The sequence below is a fragment of the Pseudomonas spartinae genome (assembly GCF_965197125.1).
Taxonomy (GTDB): domain Bacteria; phylum Pseudomonadota; class Gammaproteobacteria; order Pseudomonadales; family Pseudomonadaceae; genus Aquipseudomonas; species Aquipseudomonas composti_A.
The window spans coordinates 565,464-579,710 of record NZ_CBDAMB010000002.1 but is presented as its reverse complement, the minus strand read 5'-3'; the positions used below and the strand labels follow the sequence as shown (position 1 = coordinate 579,710).

The following is a 14,247-nucleotide window of genomic DNA, read 5'->3' as shown; positions in this document are numbered from 1 at the left end:
GCAGGGCAAAGGGGCCGCTGCCTATCTGTTGAAAAGAACGGGTTACCAAAGGCTGCTGTAGAGCTCGACCATTTGCTCGACGGTCGGCACACGCGGGTTGTTGCCCGGCGAGCCGGAGGCGAGCGCCTGTTGCGCCATGGTCGGCATCAGCTCGAAGAAACGTGCGCGGTCGATGCCGAATTGCGCCGGTGTCGGCACCTGCAGCTCGTCATTGAGCGCCTGCAGTTCGCTGAGCAGCTTGGCGTTGGCCTGCTCGGTGCTGTCCTGTTCGCTGGCGACCCCCATGGCCCGCGCGCAGTCGGCGTAGCGTTCGGCAGCGGCAGGGATGGAGAAAGCCGTCACGCAGGGCAGCAGCATGGCGTTGGACAGGCCATGAGGCACATGGAAGAAAGCGCCGATCGGACGGCTCATGCCATGCACCAGCGCCACCGAGGCACTGGAGAAGGCGACGCCGGCGAGCGTTGAGCCCAGCATCATGGCCTCGCGCGCTTCCTTATCGGAACCGTCGTGGTAGACCCGGCGCAGATTCGGGCCGATCAGGCGCATGGCGGCCAGGGCCTGGCTGTCGCTATAGAGGTTGGCCTTCTGGCTGACGTACGCCTCGATGGCGTGAGTCAGGGCATCGAGACCGGTGTCGGCCGTCACACGCGCCGGCAGGCTGAGGGTCAGGCTGTAGTCGACCAGCGCCGCGACGGGCATGAAGCCGATGCCGACGCAGAGCATTTTCTCGTCGTTCTGCTCGTCGGTGATGATGGTGAAGCGGGTCACCTCCGAGCCGGTTCCGGCGGTGGTCGGCACCGCGATGATCGGCAGACCGGTCTCGGTGACGTTACGCGGGAACTTGTAGTCGCGCATTTGCCCGCCCAGCTTGGCCAGGATGCCAATGGCCTTGGCGCTGTCGATTGGGCTGCCACCACCCAGGGCGATGATGCTGTCGTAATCGCCGGCGCGTGCCATGTCCACGCCGGCCTGGATCGACGCGACCGTCGGCTCGGGAACGGTGTCAGCGAAGATGTCCGCCTTGAGCCCGCTGGTGGCCAGGGTGTCCTGGATACGCGTTGCGTAGCCGAGCTGAACCATCATCTTGTCGGTAATCAGCAGCGGGCGTGAACAGCCAAGACTGCTCAGCACGTTCGGGATGGCCTCGCTGGCACCGGCACCTAGCTGCATGATGCGGGGCAGTATCACTTGATTGGTCATGTGCACTCCACGTTGGGTGGGCATGAGAGGACCTCGAGGAAGCCGCGAGGCCATCCCATGCGTTGTCGAAGAAATGGTTGGCGCTGCCCGGGTATCGAAGCCGCCCGGCAGGTAGCTATTGGTTGGAATTCATCGGTGCCGCTGGGTTGGGAGCTGCACCATAGGCATAGCCAGGACTTTCAACGGCCGCCCCCGGCTGGCTGGAAGGCGCCGCACCATCTACGGTGAGCATCGGCGAACCCAGACGTTTGCCAAAGTCCTGCTCGAGCATGCGCAACAGCGACCAGGCGAGGATGCCCAGCACCGGAATCAATGGCAGCGCCACGATAATGGTGGAGGTCTGCACCGCCTTGAGCCCGCCCACCTTGATCAGGCCGATGCCAACGACGGCCAGCAGCAGCGCCCAGGTGATGCGAATCCAGCGACGTGGCTCCTCATAACCGGACAGCTCACGCGAAGTGACCGAAGCCAGCACGTACGCAGCCGAGTCCAGGGTGGTGGCGAGGAAGATGAAGCACAGCAGGACGAAGGTGATGATGACCAGATTCGCCATCGGCATGGTCTTCAGGATCGCCAGCACGGTCGCCGGAATACCTTGCTGATTGAGAATGGCGCTAACGTCCAGAACCCCAGAGAGCTGCAGGTCGAGGGCATAGCCACCCCACACGGCGAAGAACACCCAGCAACCCAGGCTGCCCCAGATCAGCTCGGCGAACACCAGCTCGCGGATGGTACGACCCCGGGAAATACGCGCGACGAACAGCCCCATCATCGGTGCATAGGCGATCCACCAGGCCCAGTAGAAGATGGTCCAGTCCTGGGGAAAGCTGCCTTTGGCGATCGGATCGGTCCACAGGCTCATCTGCACGAAGTTGTTGATCATCAGGCCGACGCTGTTGGACCAGCCGTTGATGATGAACAGGGTCGGACCAATGGCCAGGACAAACAGCAGCAGCAATACCGCCAGATAGACGTTGATGTCGCTGAGGATCTTGATGCCTTTGCTCAGGCCGAACCACACGCTCATGCCGAACAGCGCGGTCCACAGACCAAGAATCAGCATGTCGAAGGCGAACGAGGGTTGCAGGCCGAGTACGTCCGAAGACATGGTCGAAACCAGCGGTACGGCCAGGCCCAGCGAGGTACCGACGCCACCGACGATGCCGAACACCACCACGGTATCGAGCAGGATCCCCAGCCAGCCGTTGGCCTTGTCACCCAGCAGTCCGCGCGCGGCGACCGAAAGGCGAACACCCGGCTGACGACGCACGTACATCGAGTAGGCGATCGGAATCGCCGGCAGGCAGTAGAAGGCCCAGGGCGTCAGGCCCCAGTGGAACTGCCCGTAGGCCAGCGCCCACTCGGCAGCCTCCTTGCCGTGCGCGGCGAGACCGCGGGGCGGGCCATCGTAGTAGTAGATCGGCTCGACCCAGGCCCAGTTGGCGATGGCGATACCGATGCCGCCGCAGAAAATCATGGCGACCCAACTGAAGTAGGAAAACTCCGGGAGATCCTCGGCACGACCGAGGCGAACATTGCCGTAGCGCCCCAGGGCAAGCCACAGCAGAAAAACCACGGTGCCAAGACCCGCGAACAGATAGAGCCAACCGAAATTGCCGGTGGCGAAGTTGAACAGCTGCTTGATGATCAGGTTGCCGGACTCAGGAAACAGAGCCAGGGGAATGGTGACGCCGAGAATGACCGCTATAGAGGGCCAGAACACTCGCCCGTCCAGGGCAGAGCCGTGATTGATGTTGCTCATCGCTAAATCCTCTTATGGGCTGGCTACAGCGGCTGGCTTGGAAAGCCGCGTGAGCCGTAATGCGCGGAAACGTGTGGCGGGTTATCCGTCGTATCACTCAGCGCGAAAGCGCTGCCGGTTAAAGAGCTGGCGATGAACATCGGGTGTGGCTTTTTTGTATTTGTTATTCATGGTGCGTCTCATAAGGTCGCTTCAGGGGGAATCGCCCCGCAATGCCTGGCAGAGGCATGTCGGGGCGACGGCTGACACCGGGCGGTTAGCTCGGCAGATACTCCTCACTCCAGCTTTCGCTGATGCTGTTGCCCTCGATCAGCGCCTCGATCTGAGCTTGGCTGTAGCCGAACTCCTGCAGTACGCGGCGGGTCGAGGCGCCGAACTTCTCGGCCGGCGGCAGGGCACGAATCGGGGCACAGCGCGGACGAATCGCGTAGGGATCCAGCTGCGTGACGCAATGACCACTCGGGTGATCGGCGTAGACGCTGAACGAATAGCTGCCGTTGTCGGTGCCGGGACGGCCGTCAGCCGGACGGCTGTAGCGCTGACGCAGGCTGTCGAGATTGTCCGGTGCAACTGCGGCGACCCCGGCAGCGTGCAGGCGCTGCTGCCAGGTGGCAGCCGTTTCCGAGGCCAATGCCTGGCTGAGGAAGGCAGCTTGGTCGGCAGCGGCGCTGATGCCAGCCAGACCAGATACATGCTCCAGACTCGCCAATTCCTGCTCACTGCTGTCCAGATACAACCAGTGGTCAGCGGTCCGGTAGAAACGCGACAGGTCGCTGTAGCCGACGGCATCGCGGCCGGAGGGCTCATTGAAGGGGCCCCTGCCGGCATAGTCGAAGCAGAACGGAATCTGCACCAGGTTGCCCAGCGACGCCAGGGAGGTGCGGGCGCGGCTGACCTCACCGGTTGCCGCTTTGCGGTACAGCGCGGCAGCGACCCCCAGGGCGGCGGCAAAGCCGCACATGACGTCGATGGTGCCAACGTGGGCGTGCTCTTCCGGCGTTTCCATACCGCCGCCGAAACGCAGCATGATGCCGGTGGTGGCCTGGATCAGGTCGTCATAGCCCAGATAGTCGGTGCGAGGGCCACGACGCGGGCCGCCGAAGCAGTCCAGCTGGCAGAAGATCACGCCCGGATTCACTGCCTGCAGGCTGGCCTCGTCGAGGCCCAGAGGCGCCAGTTGGCGATCCGGCGCGTTCATCACGATGACGTCTACCGAGCGCACCAGGGTGTTGAACACCTCGCGGCCATCGGCCTTGTTCAGGTCGACCAGAATGCTCTTCTTGCCGCGCGCCGAGGACATGCCGAAAACCACAGTGTTCCACGGGTCGTAGTTGGGGTTGGCCGGGTCGAGTTTGATCACATCCGCGCCGAAACGGCCGAGGAACGAAGCCGAGTGCGGCCCCGCGATCACGTTGGTCAGATCGAGAACACGCACGCCTTCTAGCCAGCCAGCGGCTTTTGCGGACGGAGCCGGCAGCGCTGGCGAGGCGCACTCGGCCAGCGTGGCGAGGGCTTCTTTGACACTCACCGTACGCCGCGGGCTGGGTGTCAGCATCAGGGCGGCGCTGTCTTCCAGCCAGGTGATCGCACCCGGCTGCTTCATCTTGCCGTATTGCGGATCATCGACTTCGACCACCAGGCCGGCGGTGTTGGCATGCTCATCATGCAGCCATTCCTGCGTGGAGCGATGCGGCGCACCAGGGAACTGGCCTTCGCCGAAAATCTTCTCCCATTCGACGGCGGTCTTGGTGAGGAACACCTCTTTCATCCGCTCAGAAATACGATGGGCCCAATGCGCCGGCAGCGGATAGACGCCCAGCGACGCGTCGCCCTCCCACTGCTCCAGCGGCAGATAGGGGTCATCGACCTTGGGCAGGCCGGCCGCCAGCATTTCCTCATACAGCCCCATGGCCTGCAGGCAACGCTTGGCGTGGGAACGGTGCGAGGGGCAAACCGCGTAGAACTTGCGGCCATCGGCGCATTCGTAGGTGCGGTAGAACGGGTCGAGATATTCCTGCAGATCCTCGTAGCTGAGGTTCATCGGCAGGTTCTCGGCACGACGGCGCTCGATTTCCTTCTCGCGCAGCGTCTTGTAGCGCAGCGGATAACCGTCGATCTTGATCGAGTTGTACGACAGCCCCTCCATCACGGCGGAAGCCAGCGGCACCTCGATTTCATCGCCCAGACCACTGCGCTGCCGCGCTTGCAGGGCCAGCACCACGGCCGACACGGCCAGCATGGTGCCGTAGGACGAAGCCAGCGGCAGCGGCGAGAAGCTCGGGTTAATGCCCATCAGCACGCGGTTCTGGCCCATGTCGGTGAACACCCCGGACGCCGAGGCGATGATCGACTCGAAGGCGCGCCAGTCGCGGCGCAACTCATCGTTGCTGGCAAAGCCGGGAATGGACAGGGTGATCAGCTCGGGGCGCTGACGACGCAGTTCGGCGAAATCCAGGCCCAGGCGCGGCATGACGCCCGGACGGAAGTTCTCGATCACGATGTCGGCACTGGCGATCAGCGCCTTGGCATCTTGCAGACCTTGGGCAGATTTGAGGTCAAGTTGCAGGCAGTGCTTGTTGCGGTTGAGCACGGCGTTGGCCGGGCTGTCCCACAATGGACCGCTGGGGGGATCGATATGGATGACCGTGGCGCCGAGGTCCGCGAGGATCATGGCCACGGCTGGCCCGGCGATGTACTGACCGAAGTCGATAACCTTGACGCCGTTGAGGGGTAGTTGACTGAGCTGTCCCATGATTCACCATCGCTTACAAGACCCGCTGCAATACGGGCTTTTGTTGTTGTGAGTAATCGTCGGTACACCTGGCCCCTGCCTTGCCTCGGGGTTTGGAGACGACTTGGGGCGCTACTTTGGGAAAAATGGGGGAAGGCGAAAAGCAATAAAAAAAAACCCTATGACATGGTTTTTCTTATGGCTGAATAAGTCTGCTTATGGATAAACAGGCTTCGACGTCCGGCTCCCTGGCAGGAACCGGCGCGAGTACGGCAAGGAATGAAACTGGGGCAGGCCCAACCGGCAGGGCCTCTGAGACCAAAGCTGACACTCAGTTCTCGGGCTGCCCGGCCTGAGCCTGGGCAACCAGCCAGGTGATAAAGGCCAGGGCCTGAGGGTTGGCCGTGGCAAGAGGGGAATACACCAGGTAGAAGGCCTCCTGGGTGGTGAAGCGCTGCTCGAAGGGCGCGATCAGGGCCCCCTGATAGAGCATATGTTCGACCAGGGAAGAGCGCGCCAGGGCCACTCCCTGACCCAGCTCCGCCATCCTCAACGCCGAGATCAAGGTATCGAACTGCAGCCCCTGGGATGAATCCACGCGGTCTGCGCCGGCCTTTTTCAACCAGTAGCCCCAACCCTCTTCATACCCCAGCACATGCAGCAGTTGGTGGTGGGCGAGATCGGCAGGCGTGTTAAGCGGCTTTGCCTCGGTTGCCAACGAGGGCGAACACACCGGCACCAGAGAGTCCCAGGTCAATCGATCGGCTTTCAGGCCTGCCCACTTGCCCTGGCCATGGCGAATCTCCAGATCGGCCTCGACATCGGTGTCGCCGACCCAGATATTGCTGGTGACATGCAGGTTGATATCCGGGTGCTGCTTGCGAAAGTCGGGCAAGCGTATCGCCAGCCAGTGAATGAAGAACACCAGATTGACGCGCACAGTCAGCACCTTGCGGTGCCCCTGGCCAAATATCTCGTCGGTGGCAGCGGCCAGACGCTCGATGGCTTCGTGCACCGCCGGCAGGTAGGCCTGCCCTGCCTCGCTGAGTTCCAGGCCTCTGGGCAGACGCTTGAACAGCGCCGCTCCCAGCCTCATCTCCAGCCCCTTGACCTGCTGACTCACGGCAGCCTGTGTCAGGCTGAGTTCTTCTGCGGCATGGGTGAAGTTGAGGTGGCGAGCCGCCGATTCGAAGGCCCGCAACCAATTGAGCGGCGGCAAGCTTTGTTTCATGAGGGGCGATCTCCGGGGATCATGAATCAACCACTGCGAATCTCGTCGTGGAGCTTGGGTCGTGGGATCGACAAGTAGAGCACAACACCTGCGTCGCCCTGGATACGAAGCATCAGGCTGCAGCCCCGGACCAGGTGCACGACAATCAAAAGCCCGCCGATGCGCAGCCAGCTGCTTCGGCAGCAGAGGTTGACACTATAGACGATCGGTCTAATATATTTCCATGACTACTTCCAAGCCCCAGGCCCGTCGTGGCCGTCCGCCCAAAGTCGCGAGAAGCTTCGATGACACTCGCGAGGCGTTGCTGCATTGCGGCATGGAAGTACTGACCGAGCAGGGCTTTGCCGCCACGGGGATCGATGCAGTACTGAAGCGTGTACGCGTGCCCAAGGGCTCGTTCTATCACTACTTCGACAGCAAGGAAGCCTTCGTCCAGGAGGTGCTGAAACGCTATGCCGGCTACTTCGCGCGCAAACTGGATCGCTGGCTGCTGGACGAAAGCGTTCTGCCCCTGCAGCGCCTGAGCAATTTCGTCGAAGACGCCAAAGCAGGCATGGCCAGACATCAGTTTCGCCGCGGTTGCCTGGTCGGCAATCTGGGTCAGGAGATCACGGCACTACCCGCCAGTTTTCGCCAAACGCTGGAGGACGTCCTCCTCGACTGGCAGGTACGGCTGGCCAACTGCCTGTCCGAGGCAGTCCGCCTCGGACAGCTGCGGCAAGGCAGCGATTGCGATGCGCTTGCCGCCTACTTCTGGATCGGCTGGGAAGGTGCCGTGTTACGCGCCAAGCTGGTTCAGGATGCCCAACCACTGGACACCTTCGCCACCGGTTTTCTGAACGGCATGGCGAGGTAGTATTTTTTTCACCATTTATAGACGATCAGTCTAAATAAGGAGAGACCATGTTCAAGGCATTACTCATCGAAAAAAATGACGACCGTTACCAGACCCGTCTGACCGAGCTGGATGACTCGCAACTGCCGGAAGGCGACGTCACCGTGCGCGTCGAGTGCAGCACGCTCAACTACAAGGACGGTCTCGCCATCAGCGGCCGCAGCCCGGTAGTGCGCCGCTTTCCCATGGTTCCGGGCATTGATCTGGCCGGCGTCGTCGAAGCCAGCGATCATGCCCAGTACAAGGTTGGCGACCGGGTATTGCTCAATGGCTGGGGCGTAGGCGAGACGCACTGGGGTGGTTTGGCCCAGAAGGCCAGACTGAAAGGCGACTGGCTGATCCCCCTGCCCGATCAACTGAGCGCACGCCAGGCCATGGCCATCGGCACGGCCGGTTATACCGCCATGCTTAGCCTGATCGCCCTAGAACGTCACGGCTTGTCACCCGAAAGTGGCGAAGTGCTGGTCACTGGCGCCAATGGCGGGGTCGGCAGCTTTGCCATCGCATTGCTGGCCAAACTGGGCTACTCGGTAACCGCCTCGACTGGCCGCCCGGCGGAGGCTGATTACCTGAAACGCCTGGGCGCAAAGACGATCATCGACCGGGCCGAGCTAAGCAACCCTGGACGCCCTCTGGCCGCCGAACGCTGGGCAGCGGCAATCGACTCGGTGGGCAGTCACACCCTGGCCAACGTCTGCGCCGGCACCCGTGCCGACGGCGCCATTGCAGCCTGCGGCCTGGCCCAGGGCATGGACTTCCCGGCCACTGTCGCCCCGTTCATCCTGCGCGGCGTCAGTTTGCTGGGGATCAACAGCGTAACCCGCCCTTACGCGGAACGGGTAACGGCCTGGCAACGTCTGGCCTCGGAGCTGGACCTGGCGCTACTGGATGAAATGACCCGGGAAATTGCCCTCAGCGAGGCCATCGGCGCTGCCAATGACCTGCTGGACGGCAAGGTGCGAGGACGGATCGTGGTGGACGTCAATCGATAAACCAAGGCTGCCGCTGCCGGGAAGACGGCCAGCCCTCACATGGCTGTCTCCCATCAGCGGCCCCGGGTATCGACCGAGACCTCAACGCACCTGCCTTAGCCCGCTGCCTTATTCGACCGTGACACTTTTCGCGAGATTACGCGGCTGGTCGACGTCAGTGCCCTTGAGCACAGCGACGTAGTACGACAGCAGTTGCAGCGGCACGGTGTAAAGGATCGGCGCAAGCAGGTCGTGGATGTGCGGCATGGCCACCACATGGGTGCCTTCGCCATTGCGCATGCCTGCCTGCTGGTCAGCGAAGACGATCAGCTCACCGCCACGGGCGCGCACTTCCTGTAGGTTGGACTTGAGCTTTTCCAGCAGCTCGTTGTTCGGCGCCACGGTGACCACCGGCATGTCGGCGTCGACCAGGGCCAGCGGGCCATGTTTGAGCTCGCCTGCCGGGTAGGCCTCGGCATGGATGTAGGAAATTTCCTTGAGCTTGAGCGCCCCCTCCATGGCCACCGGGTATTGCGCGCCACGGCCGAGGAACAGGCTGTGGTGCTTCTCGGCGAACAATTCGGAGATCTTCTCCACGGTCTTGTCCATGGCCAGCGCTTCGCCCAGGCGGGTCGGCAGGCGGCGCAGCTCGTCGACCAGTTGCACTTCCAGCGCCTTGTCCAGAGAACCATGCACCTGGCCGAGAGCCAGGGTCAGCAGCATCAGACCGACCAACTGGGTGGTGAAGGCCTTGGTCGAAGCCACGCCGATTTCCGGACCGGCCTGGGTCAGCAGACACAGGTCGGATTCGCGCACCAGCGAGCTGGTGCCGACGTTGCAGATCACCAGGCTGGCCAGGTAGCCGCCCTGCCCCGGCGCCTTCTCCTTGGCATTGCGTAGCGCGGCCAGGGTGTCGGCGGTTTCGCCGGACTGCGAGACGCTGACGAACAGGGTGTCCGGCTGCACCACCACCTTGCGATAGCGGAACTCGCTGGCCACTTCGACCTGGCAGGGAATACCGGCCAGCTCTTCCAGCCAGTAACGGGCGACCATGCCGGCGTGGTAGCTGGTGCCGCAGGCGACGATCTGTATGTTCTTCACCTTGGCGAACAGTTCGGCGGCCTGCGGGCCAAAGGCCTGCACCAGCACGTGATCACTACCCAGACGGCCTTCCAGGGTGCGCTGTACGACCTTGGGCTGCTCGTGGATTTCCTTGAGCATGAAGTGGCGGTACTCGCCCTTGTCGGCGGCCTCGGCACCTTCGTGGTACTGCACGGCTTCACGCTGCACCGATTGCCCGGCCGCGTCCCAGATCTGCACGCCGTCACGACGAATTTCGGCGATATCGCCTTCTTCCAGGTACATGAAACGGTCGGTGACCTGACGCAGGGCGAGCTGGTCGGAGGCGAGGAAGTTCTCGCCGAGCCCCAAACCAATCACCAGCGGGCTGCCACTGCGGGCGGCCAGCAGGCGATCCGGCTGCTTGGCGCTGATCACCGCCAGGCCGTAGGCACCGTGGAGTTCCGGGATGGCAGCCTTGAGCGCGGCGCTAAGATCACCGAACTGCTGCAGCTTGTGCTCGAGCAGGTGGACGATGGTTTCAGTGTCGGTATCGGAGCTGAAGACGTAGCCCAGGCCCTTGAGACGCTCACGCAGTTCTTCGTGGTTCTCGATGATGCCGTTGTGCACCACGGCCAGTTCTTGCCCGGAGAAGTGCGGGTGCGCATTGCGTTCGCTCGGCGCGCCGTGGGTGGCCCAGCGGGTGTGGGCGATGCCCAGGCGGCCGGCCAACGGTTCGGCTTGCAGGGCGGCCTGCAGCTCGCTGACCTTGCCGACGCGGCGGCGCCGATCCAGTTCGCCCTGCTCGGTCAGCAGCGCCACACCGGCGCTGTCGTAGCCACGGTATTCCAGGCGCTTGAGGCCTTCGACCAATACCGGGGTGATGTTGCGTTCAGCGATGGCGCCTACGATTCCACACATGTCTAAGTCCTCAGTCTTGCTGCGGCGCGATGATCAGCTGGATGCCACGCGCGCTCAGGTGTTCACGGGCCTCGCTGGCGAGGCGCTCGTCGGTGATCAGGGTATGGACGCTGCCCCAGGGCAGTTCCAGGTTGGGAATACGGCGGCCGATCTTGTCGCTCTCGACCATCACGATGACTTCGCGAGCAACTTCCGCCATCACCCGCGACAGACCAAGTAGCTCGTTGAAGGTGGTGGTGCCACGCTCCAGGTCGATGCCATCGGCACCGATGAACAGTTGATCGAAGTCGTAGGAACGCAGCACCTGCTCGGCCACCTGGCCCTGGAAGGATTCCGAGTGCGGATCCCAGGTGCCGCCGGTCATCAACAGCACCGGCTCATGCTCGATATCGCGCAGCGCATTGGCCACGTTGAGCGAGTTGGTCATCACCACCAGACCAGGCTTGTAGCCAAGCTGCGGAATCATCGCCGCCGTGGTGGTGCCGCTGTCGATGATGATCCGCGCGTGCTCGCGGATGCGCGCTACACCGGCACGGGCGATGGCCTGTTTGTAGGGGGAGATGGGCTGAGTCGGCTCGCTGATCAGCTCCTGCGGCACCGGCACCGCACCGCCATAACGGCGCAGCAGCAGGCCGTTCTTTTCCAGGGCGGCGAGGTCCTTGCGAATGGTCACTTCGCTGGTGGCGAAGTGCTGCGCCAAGGCATCCACGGACACTTCGCCCTGCTCGGCGAGCAAGGCGAGAATGGTGTGGCGACGCTGTGGCGTATTGCGCTTGGACATCTCTAAGTTTCGATTCGAAAGATAATGGCGCGAATCAAAACATATGATCGAAACGCCCGCAAGCATCCGCTGATCAGTTCAGCGTCAACTTGACCCCGAAACCAACCAGGCAAAACCCGCCCAGTTTCTCCAGACCTCGCGCGATACGTGGGTTGGCGCGCATGCGCTCGGCAAGAAAGTGAGTCAGCAGCACGATCAGCAGCCCGTAGAGGAAGGTCAGCGCCATGATGGTCACGGCCATGAAAGCGAAAGTAATCAGGCCCTGATGCCGCTGCGGATCGATGAACAGCGGGAAGAAGGCCATGTAGAAGATGATGGCCTTGGGATTGAAAACGGTGATCACCAGGGTTTGCCACAGGTAACGGCGCGGCTTGATTTCCAGCGTCGGTGCCGCACCGGGCTTGGCCAGGATCATGCGCAGGCCGAGGTAGACCAGGTAGGCCGCACCGAGCCACTGCACCATATGGAAGGCGGCCGGGTAGGCCTTGAGCAGCGCGGCGACACCGGCCACTGCCAGCCACAGCAGCACCTGGTCGCCCAAGATGATGCCGAAGGTCGAGGCCAGTCCACCGCGAATGCCGCCCTTGCCGGTGGACAGGATCAACGCCAGGTTACCTGGCCCGGGAATGGCCAGCAGGATGATGAAGGCCACCACGAAGGCGGCGTAATCCGTCACACCGAACATGCATAAACTCCGTACTGGGTAAGTTATCCACAACCCCGTGGTATCACCGCCCTGCTCAGCTCGCAGCGCTATTAACGGGCAGGCAGAATCGAGTTGGGATCAAGGTAGAACATCTTCTTCCAGCCCTGGGTCGAGTCGTCTGCACGCCAGGGCAACGGTAGCAGGCTGACGATCGAGTAGTGCAAATGTGCCGGTTTCCCGCGCGCGTTGCCCGTGTCGCCAACTGAACCGAGCCGGCTACCGGTCAACAGCAGCTGGCCTGGGTAGACATCGATGGTGTGCAAGTGGGCGTAGTAGTGAAGACGCCACTTCGGGCCCAGCACCAGGACGACCTTGCCACCTTGCTGGATTTCGCCACGAAACAGCACCACGCCATAGCTGGTAGAACGCACGGGTGTACCCAGCCTGGCGAAGATATCAATCCCCTTGTGCACGCCGGAACGGCCCCAGGGTTCGAACCAGAAGGTTTGCGGATTCCAGTCTCGCTTGCTCGCACCGTCGACCGGAATGCACGGCCATTCCGGTAGCACCACCCAGATCAGCAGCAACAGGAGCAGGATCCAGCGTTTACGCAGTGGCATCCTTGCCGGCTCCTTCAGACCTTCTTGGTCGGGCGCTTCCAGCCTTCGATATTGCGCTGCTTGGCGCGACCGACTGCCAGCGTGTCCGCCGGTACATCGCTGGTCACTACCGAGCCCGCGCCTGTGGTCACACGGTCGCCCAGGTTCACCGGCGCGACCAGTGCACTGTTGGAGCCGATGAACACATCCTCGCCCATCACCGTACGGAATTTGTTGGCGCCATCGTAGTTGCAGGTAATGGTGCCGGCACCGATGTTGGTACGGGCACCGATCTCGGCATCGCCCAGGTAGCTCAGGTGGCCGGCCTTGGCGCCTTCGCCCAGCACGGCGTTCTTCAGTTCGACGAAGTTACCCACATGAGCCTTGGCACCCAGTTTGGTCCCCGGACGCAGGCGGGCGAACGGGCCGCAATCGGCGCCCTCGCCCATCTCGGCGCCATCCAGGTGGCTGTTGGCCTTGACGATTGCGCCCTTGCGCAGCACCGAGTCCTTGATCACGCAGTTGGGGCCGATCTGCACATCATCCTCGATGACCACACGGCCTTCGAGGATCACGTTGATATCGATGGTCACGTCGCGACCCACACTGACCTCGCCGCGCACATCGAAGCGCGCAGGATCGATCAGGGTCACGCCCTGGGCCATCAGTTGGCGCCCTGCACGGTACTGATAGTGGCGCTCGAGCTGCGCCAGCTGGATGCGATCATTGGCACCCAGCACTTCCATCTCGTCGCTCGCACGTTCAGTGGCCACCACCAGGCCGTCGGCCACCGCCATGGCGATCACATCGGTGAGGTAGTACTCGCCCTGCGCGTTACTGTTGGACAGACGCCCCAGCCAGTCGGCCAGGCGCTTGCCCGGCACGGCGAGGATGCCAGTGTTGCCTTCGCCGATCTGCCGCTGCGCTGCGCTGGCGTCCTTGTGCTCGACGATGGCCTGCACCACGCCCTGCTCGTCACGCACGATGCGGCCGTAGCCGGCGGGGTCGGCCAGCTCGACAGTGAGCAGGCCCAGCTGGTTGTCGTTGACCAGCCCCAGCAGGCGCTGCAGGGTCGCCGGCTCGATCAGCGGCACGTCGCCGTAGAGGATCAGCACGGTATCAGCGCTGAGCTGCGGCAAGGCCTGGGCCACGGCGTGGCCGGTACCCAGTTGCTCGGCCTGGATGACAAAGTTCAGATCAGTGGCTGCCAGACGCTCGCGCACCTTGTCGGCGCCATGCCCGATCACCACCTGGATGCTCTGCGGTTGCAGGCTGCGGGCGGTGTCGATGACATGGCCGAGCATGGGCTTGTCGGCGACCGGATGCAGCACCTTGGGCAGAGCGGAACGCATGCGGGTGCCTTGCCCAGCAGCGAGGATGACGATATCGAGCGACATGAACGGCGATTCCTTGGCAGCCTCCGGCACAGGGCGCCAGAGTACGAAACGGCA

General features: G+C 62.9%; 11 protein-coding genes. 2 read left to right on the top strand and 9 right to left on the bottom strand.

The window, feature by feature from the left end; translation table 11 throughout:
• Positions 1-42 precede the first annotated feature (42 nt).
• The 4 genes from ACN8M7_RS06515 to gcvA form a co-directional block, all read right to left on the bottom strand.
• A complete protein-coding gene (locus ACN8M7_RS06515) occupies positions 43-1,200 on the bottom strand; it encodes an iron-containing alcohol dehydrogenase (protein ID WP_490260172.1) in 1,158 nt (385 codons plus the stop codon).
• Positions 1,201-1,315: 115 nt separating this feature from the next.
• Entirely contained in the window at positions 1,316-2,962 is a 1,647-nt protein-coding gene (locus ACN8M7_RS06510; RefSeq protein WP_082768041.1) for a BCCT family transporter, read from the bottom strand.
• A 256-nt stretch (positions 2,963-3,218) separates the two neighbouring features.
• Complete coding sequence (locus tag ACN8M7_RS06505; RefSeq protein WP_490260171.1) at positions 3,219-5,714, bottom strand: CoA transferase; 2,496 nt, start codon at positions 5,712-5,714, stop codon at positions 3,219-3,221.
• 310 nt (positions 5,715-6,024) lie between these two features.
• On the bottom strand, positions 6,025-6,924 hold the full coding sequence (gene gcvA, locus ACN8M7_RS06500) for a transcriptional regulator GcvA (protein WP_490260170.1): 900 nt from the start codon (positions 6,922-6,924) through the stop codon (positions 6,025-6,027).
• Between the two features lie 223 nt (positions 6,925-7,147).
• On the opposite strand from gcvA, the gene acuR reads away from it, so the two are divergent.
• Together acuR and acuI are read left to right on the top strand one after the other, a co-directional pair.
• On the top strand, positions 7,148-7,780 hold the full coding sequence (gene acuR / locus ACN8M7_RS06495) for an acrylate utilization transcriptional regulator AcuR (RefSeq protein ID WP_490260169.1): 633 nt from the start codon (positions 7,148-7,150) through the stop codon (positions 7,778-7,780).
• Positions 7,781-7,827: 47 nt separating this feature from the next.
• Positions 7,828-8,811: an acrylyl-CoA reductase (NADPH) gene (acuI, locus tag ACN8M7_RS06490; protein WP_490260168.1), complete on the top strand. Its 984-nt coding sequence runs from the start codon at positions 7,828-7,830 to the stop codon at positions 8,809-8,811.
• 108 nt (positions 8,812-8,919) lie between these two features.
• Here acuI and glmS read toward each other — a convergent pair whose 3' ends face one another.
• From glmS to glmU, 5 genes are all read right to left on the bottom strand, one after another.
• Complete coding sequence (glmS, locus tag ACN8M7_RS06485) at positions 8,920-10,770, bottom strand: glutamine--fructose-6-phosphate transaminase (isomerizing) (RefSeq protein ID WP_490260167.1); 1,851 nt, start codon at positions 10,768-10,770, stop codon at positions 8,920-8,922.
• Between the two features lie 10 nt (positions 10,771-10,780).
• On the bottom strand, positions 10,781-11,551 hold the full coding sequence (locus ACN8M7_RS06480; protein ID WP_061238794.1) for a DeoR/GlpR family DNA-binding transcription regulator: 771 nt from the start codon (positions 11,549-11,551) through the stop codon (positions 10,781-10,783).
• A gap of 73 nt (positions 11,552-11,624) precedes the next feature.
• The gene (locus ACN8M7_RS06475) at positions 11,625-12,236 is read right to left on the bottom strand and encodes a LysE family transporter (protein ID WP_490260166.1); all 612 of its coding nucleotides are present in this window, start codon (positions 12,234-12,236) and stop codon (positions 11,625-11,627) included.
• 71 nt (positions 12,237-12,307) lie between these two features.
• Positions 12,308-12,817 carry a M23 family metallopeptidase gene (locus ACN8M7_RS06470; RefSeq protein WP_490260165.1) on the bottom strand — a complete coding sequence of 170 codons (510 nt, stop codon included), beginning with the start codon at positions 12,815-12,817 and terminating at the stop codon, positions 12,308-12,310.
• A 14-nt stretch (positions 12,818-12,831) separates the two neighbouring features.
• The gene (gene glmU, locus ACN8M7_RS06465) at positions 12,832-14,193 is read right to left on the bottom strand and encodes a bifunctional UDP-N-acetylglucosamine diphosphorylase/glucosamine-1-phosphate N-acetyltransferase GlmU (RefSeq protein WP_490260164.1); all 1,362 of its coding nucleotides are present in this window, start codon (positions 14,191-14,193) and stop codon (positions 12,832-12,834) included.
• Positions 14,194-14,247 lie beyond the last annotated feature (54 nt).

What these genes read in the sequence shown, in the direction of transcription:
- ACN8M7_RS06515 (WP_490260172.1), bottom strand. Translation starts at nt 1,200, where the DNA reads ATGACCAATCAAGTGATACTGCCCCGCATCATGCAGCTAGGTGCCGGT.
- ACN8M7_RS06510 (WP_082768041.1), bottom strand. Translation starts at nt 2,962, where the DNA reads ATGAGCAACATCAATCACGGCTCTGCCCTGGACGGGCGAGTGTTCTGG.
- ACN8M7_RS06505 (WP_490260171.1), bottom strand. Translation starts at nt 5,714, where the DNA reads ATGGGACAGCTCAGTCAACTACCCCTCAACGGCGTCAAGGTTATCGAC.
- gcvA (WP_490260170.1), bottom strand. Translation starts at nt 6,924, where the DNA reads ATGAAACAAAGCTTGCCGCCGCTCAATTGGTTGCGGGCCTTCGAATCG.
- acuR (WP_490260169.1), top strand. Translation starts at nt 7,148, where the DNA reads ATGACTACTTCCAAGCCCCAGGCCCGTCGTGGCCGTCCGCCCAAAGTC.
- acuI (WP_490260168.1), top strand. Translation starts at nt 7,828, where the DNA reads ATGTTCAAGGCATTACTCATCGAAAAAAATGACGACCGTTACCAGACC.
- glmS (WP_490260167.1), bottom strand. Translation starts at nt 10,770, where the DNA reads ATGTGTGGAATCGTAGGCGCCATCGCTGAACGCAACATCACCCCGGTA.
- ACN8M7_RS06480 (WP_061238794.1), bottom strand. Translation starts at nt 11,551, where the DNA reads ATGTCCAAGCGCAATACGCCACAGCGTCGCCACACCATTCTCGCCTTG.
- ACN8M7_RS06475 (WP_490260166.1), bottom strand. Translation starts at nt 12,236, where the DNA reads ATGTTCGGTGTGACGGATTACGCCGCCTTCGTGGTGGCCTTCATCATC.
- ACN8M7_RS06470 (WP_490260165.1), bottom strand. Translation starts at nt 12,817, where the DNA reads ATGCCACTGCGTAAACGCTGGATCCTGCTCCTGTTGCTGCTGATCTGG.
- glmU (WP_490260164.1), bottom strand. Translation starts at nt 14,193, where the DNA reads ATGTCGCTCGATATCGTCATCCTCGCTGCTGGGCAAGGCACCCGCATG.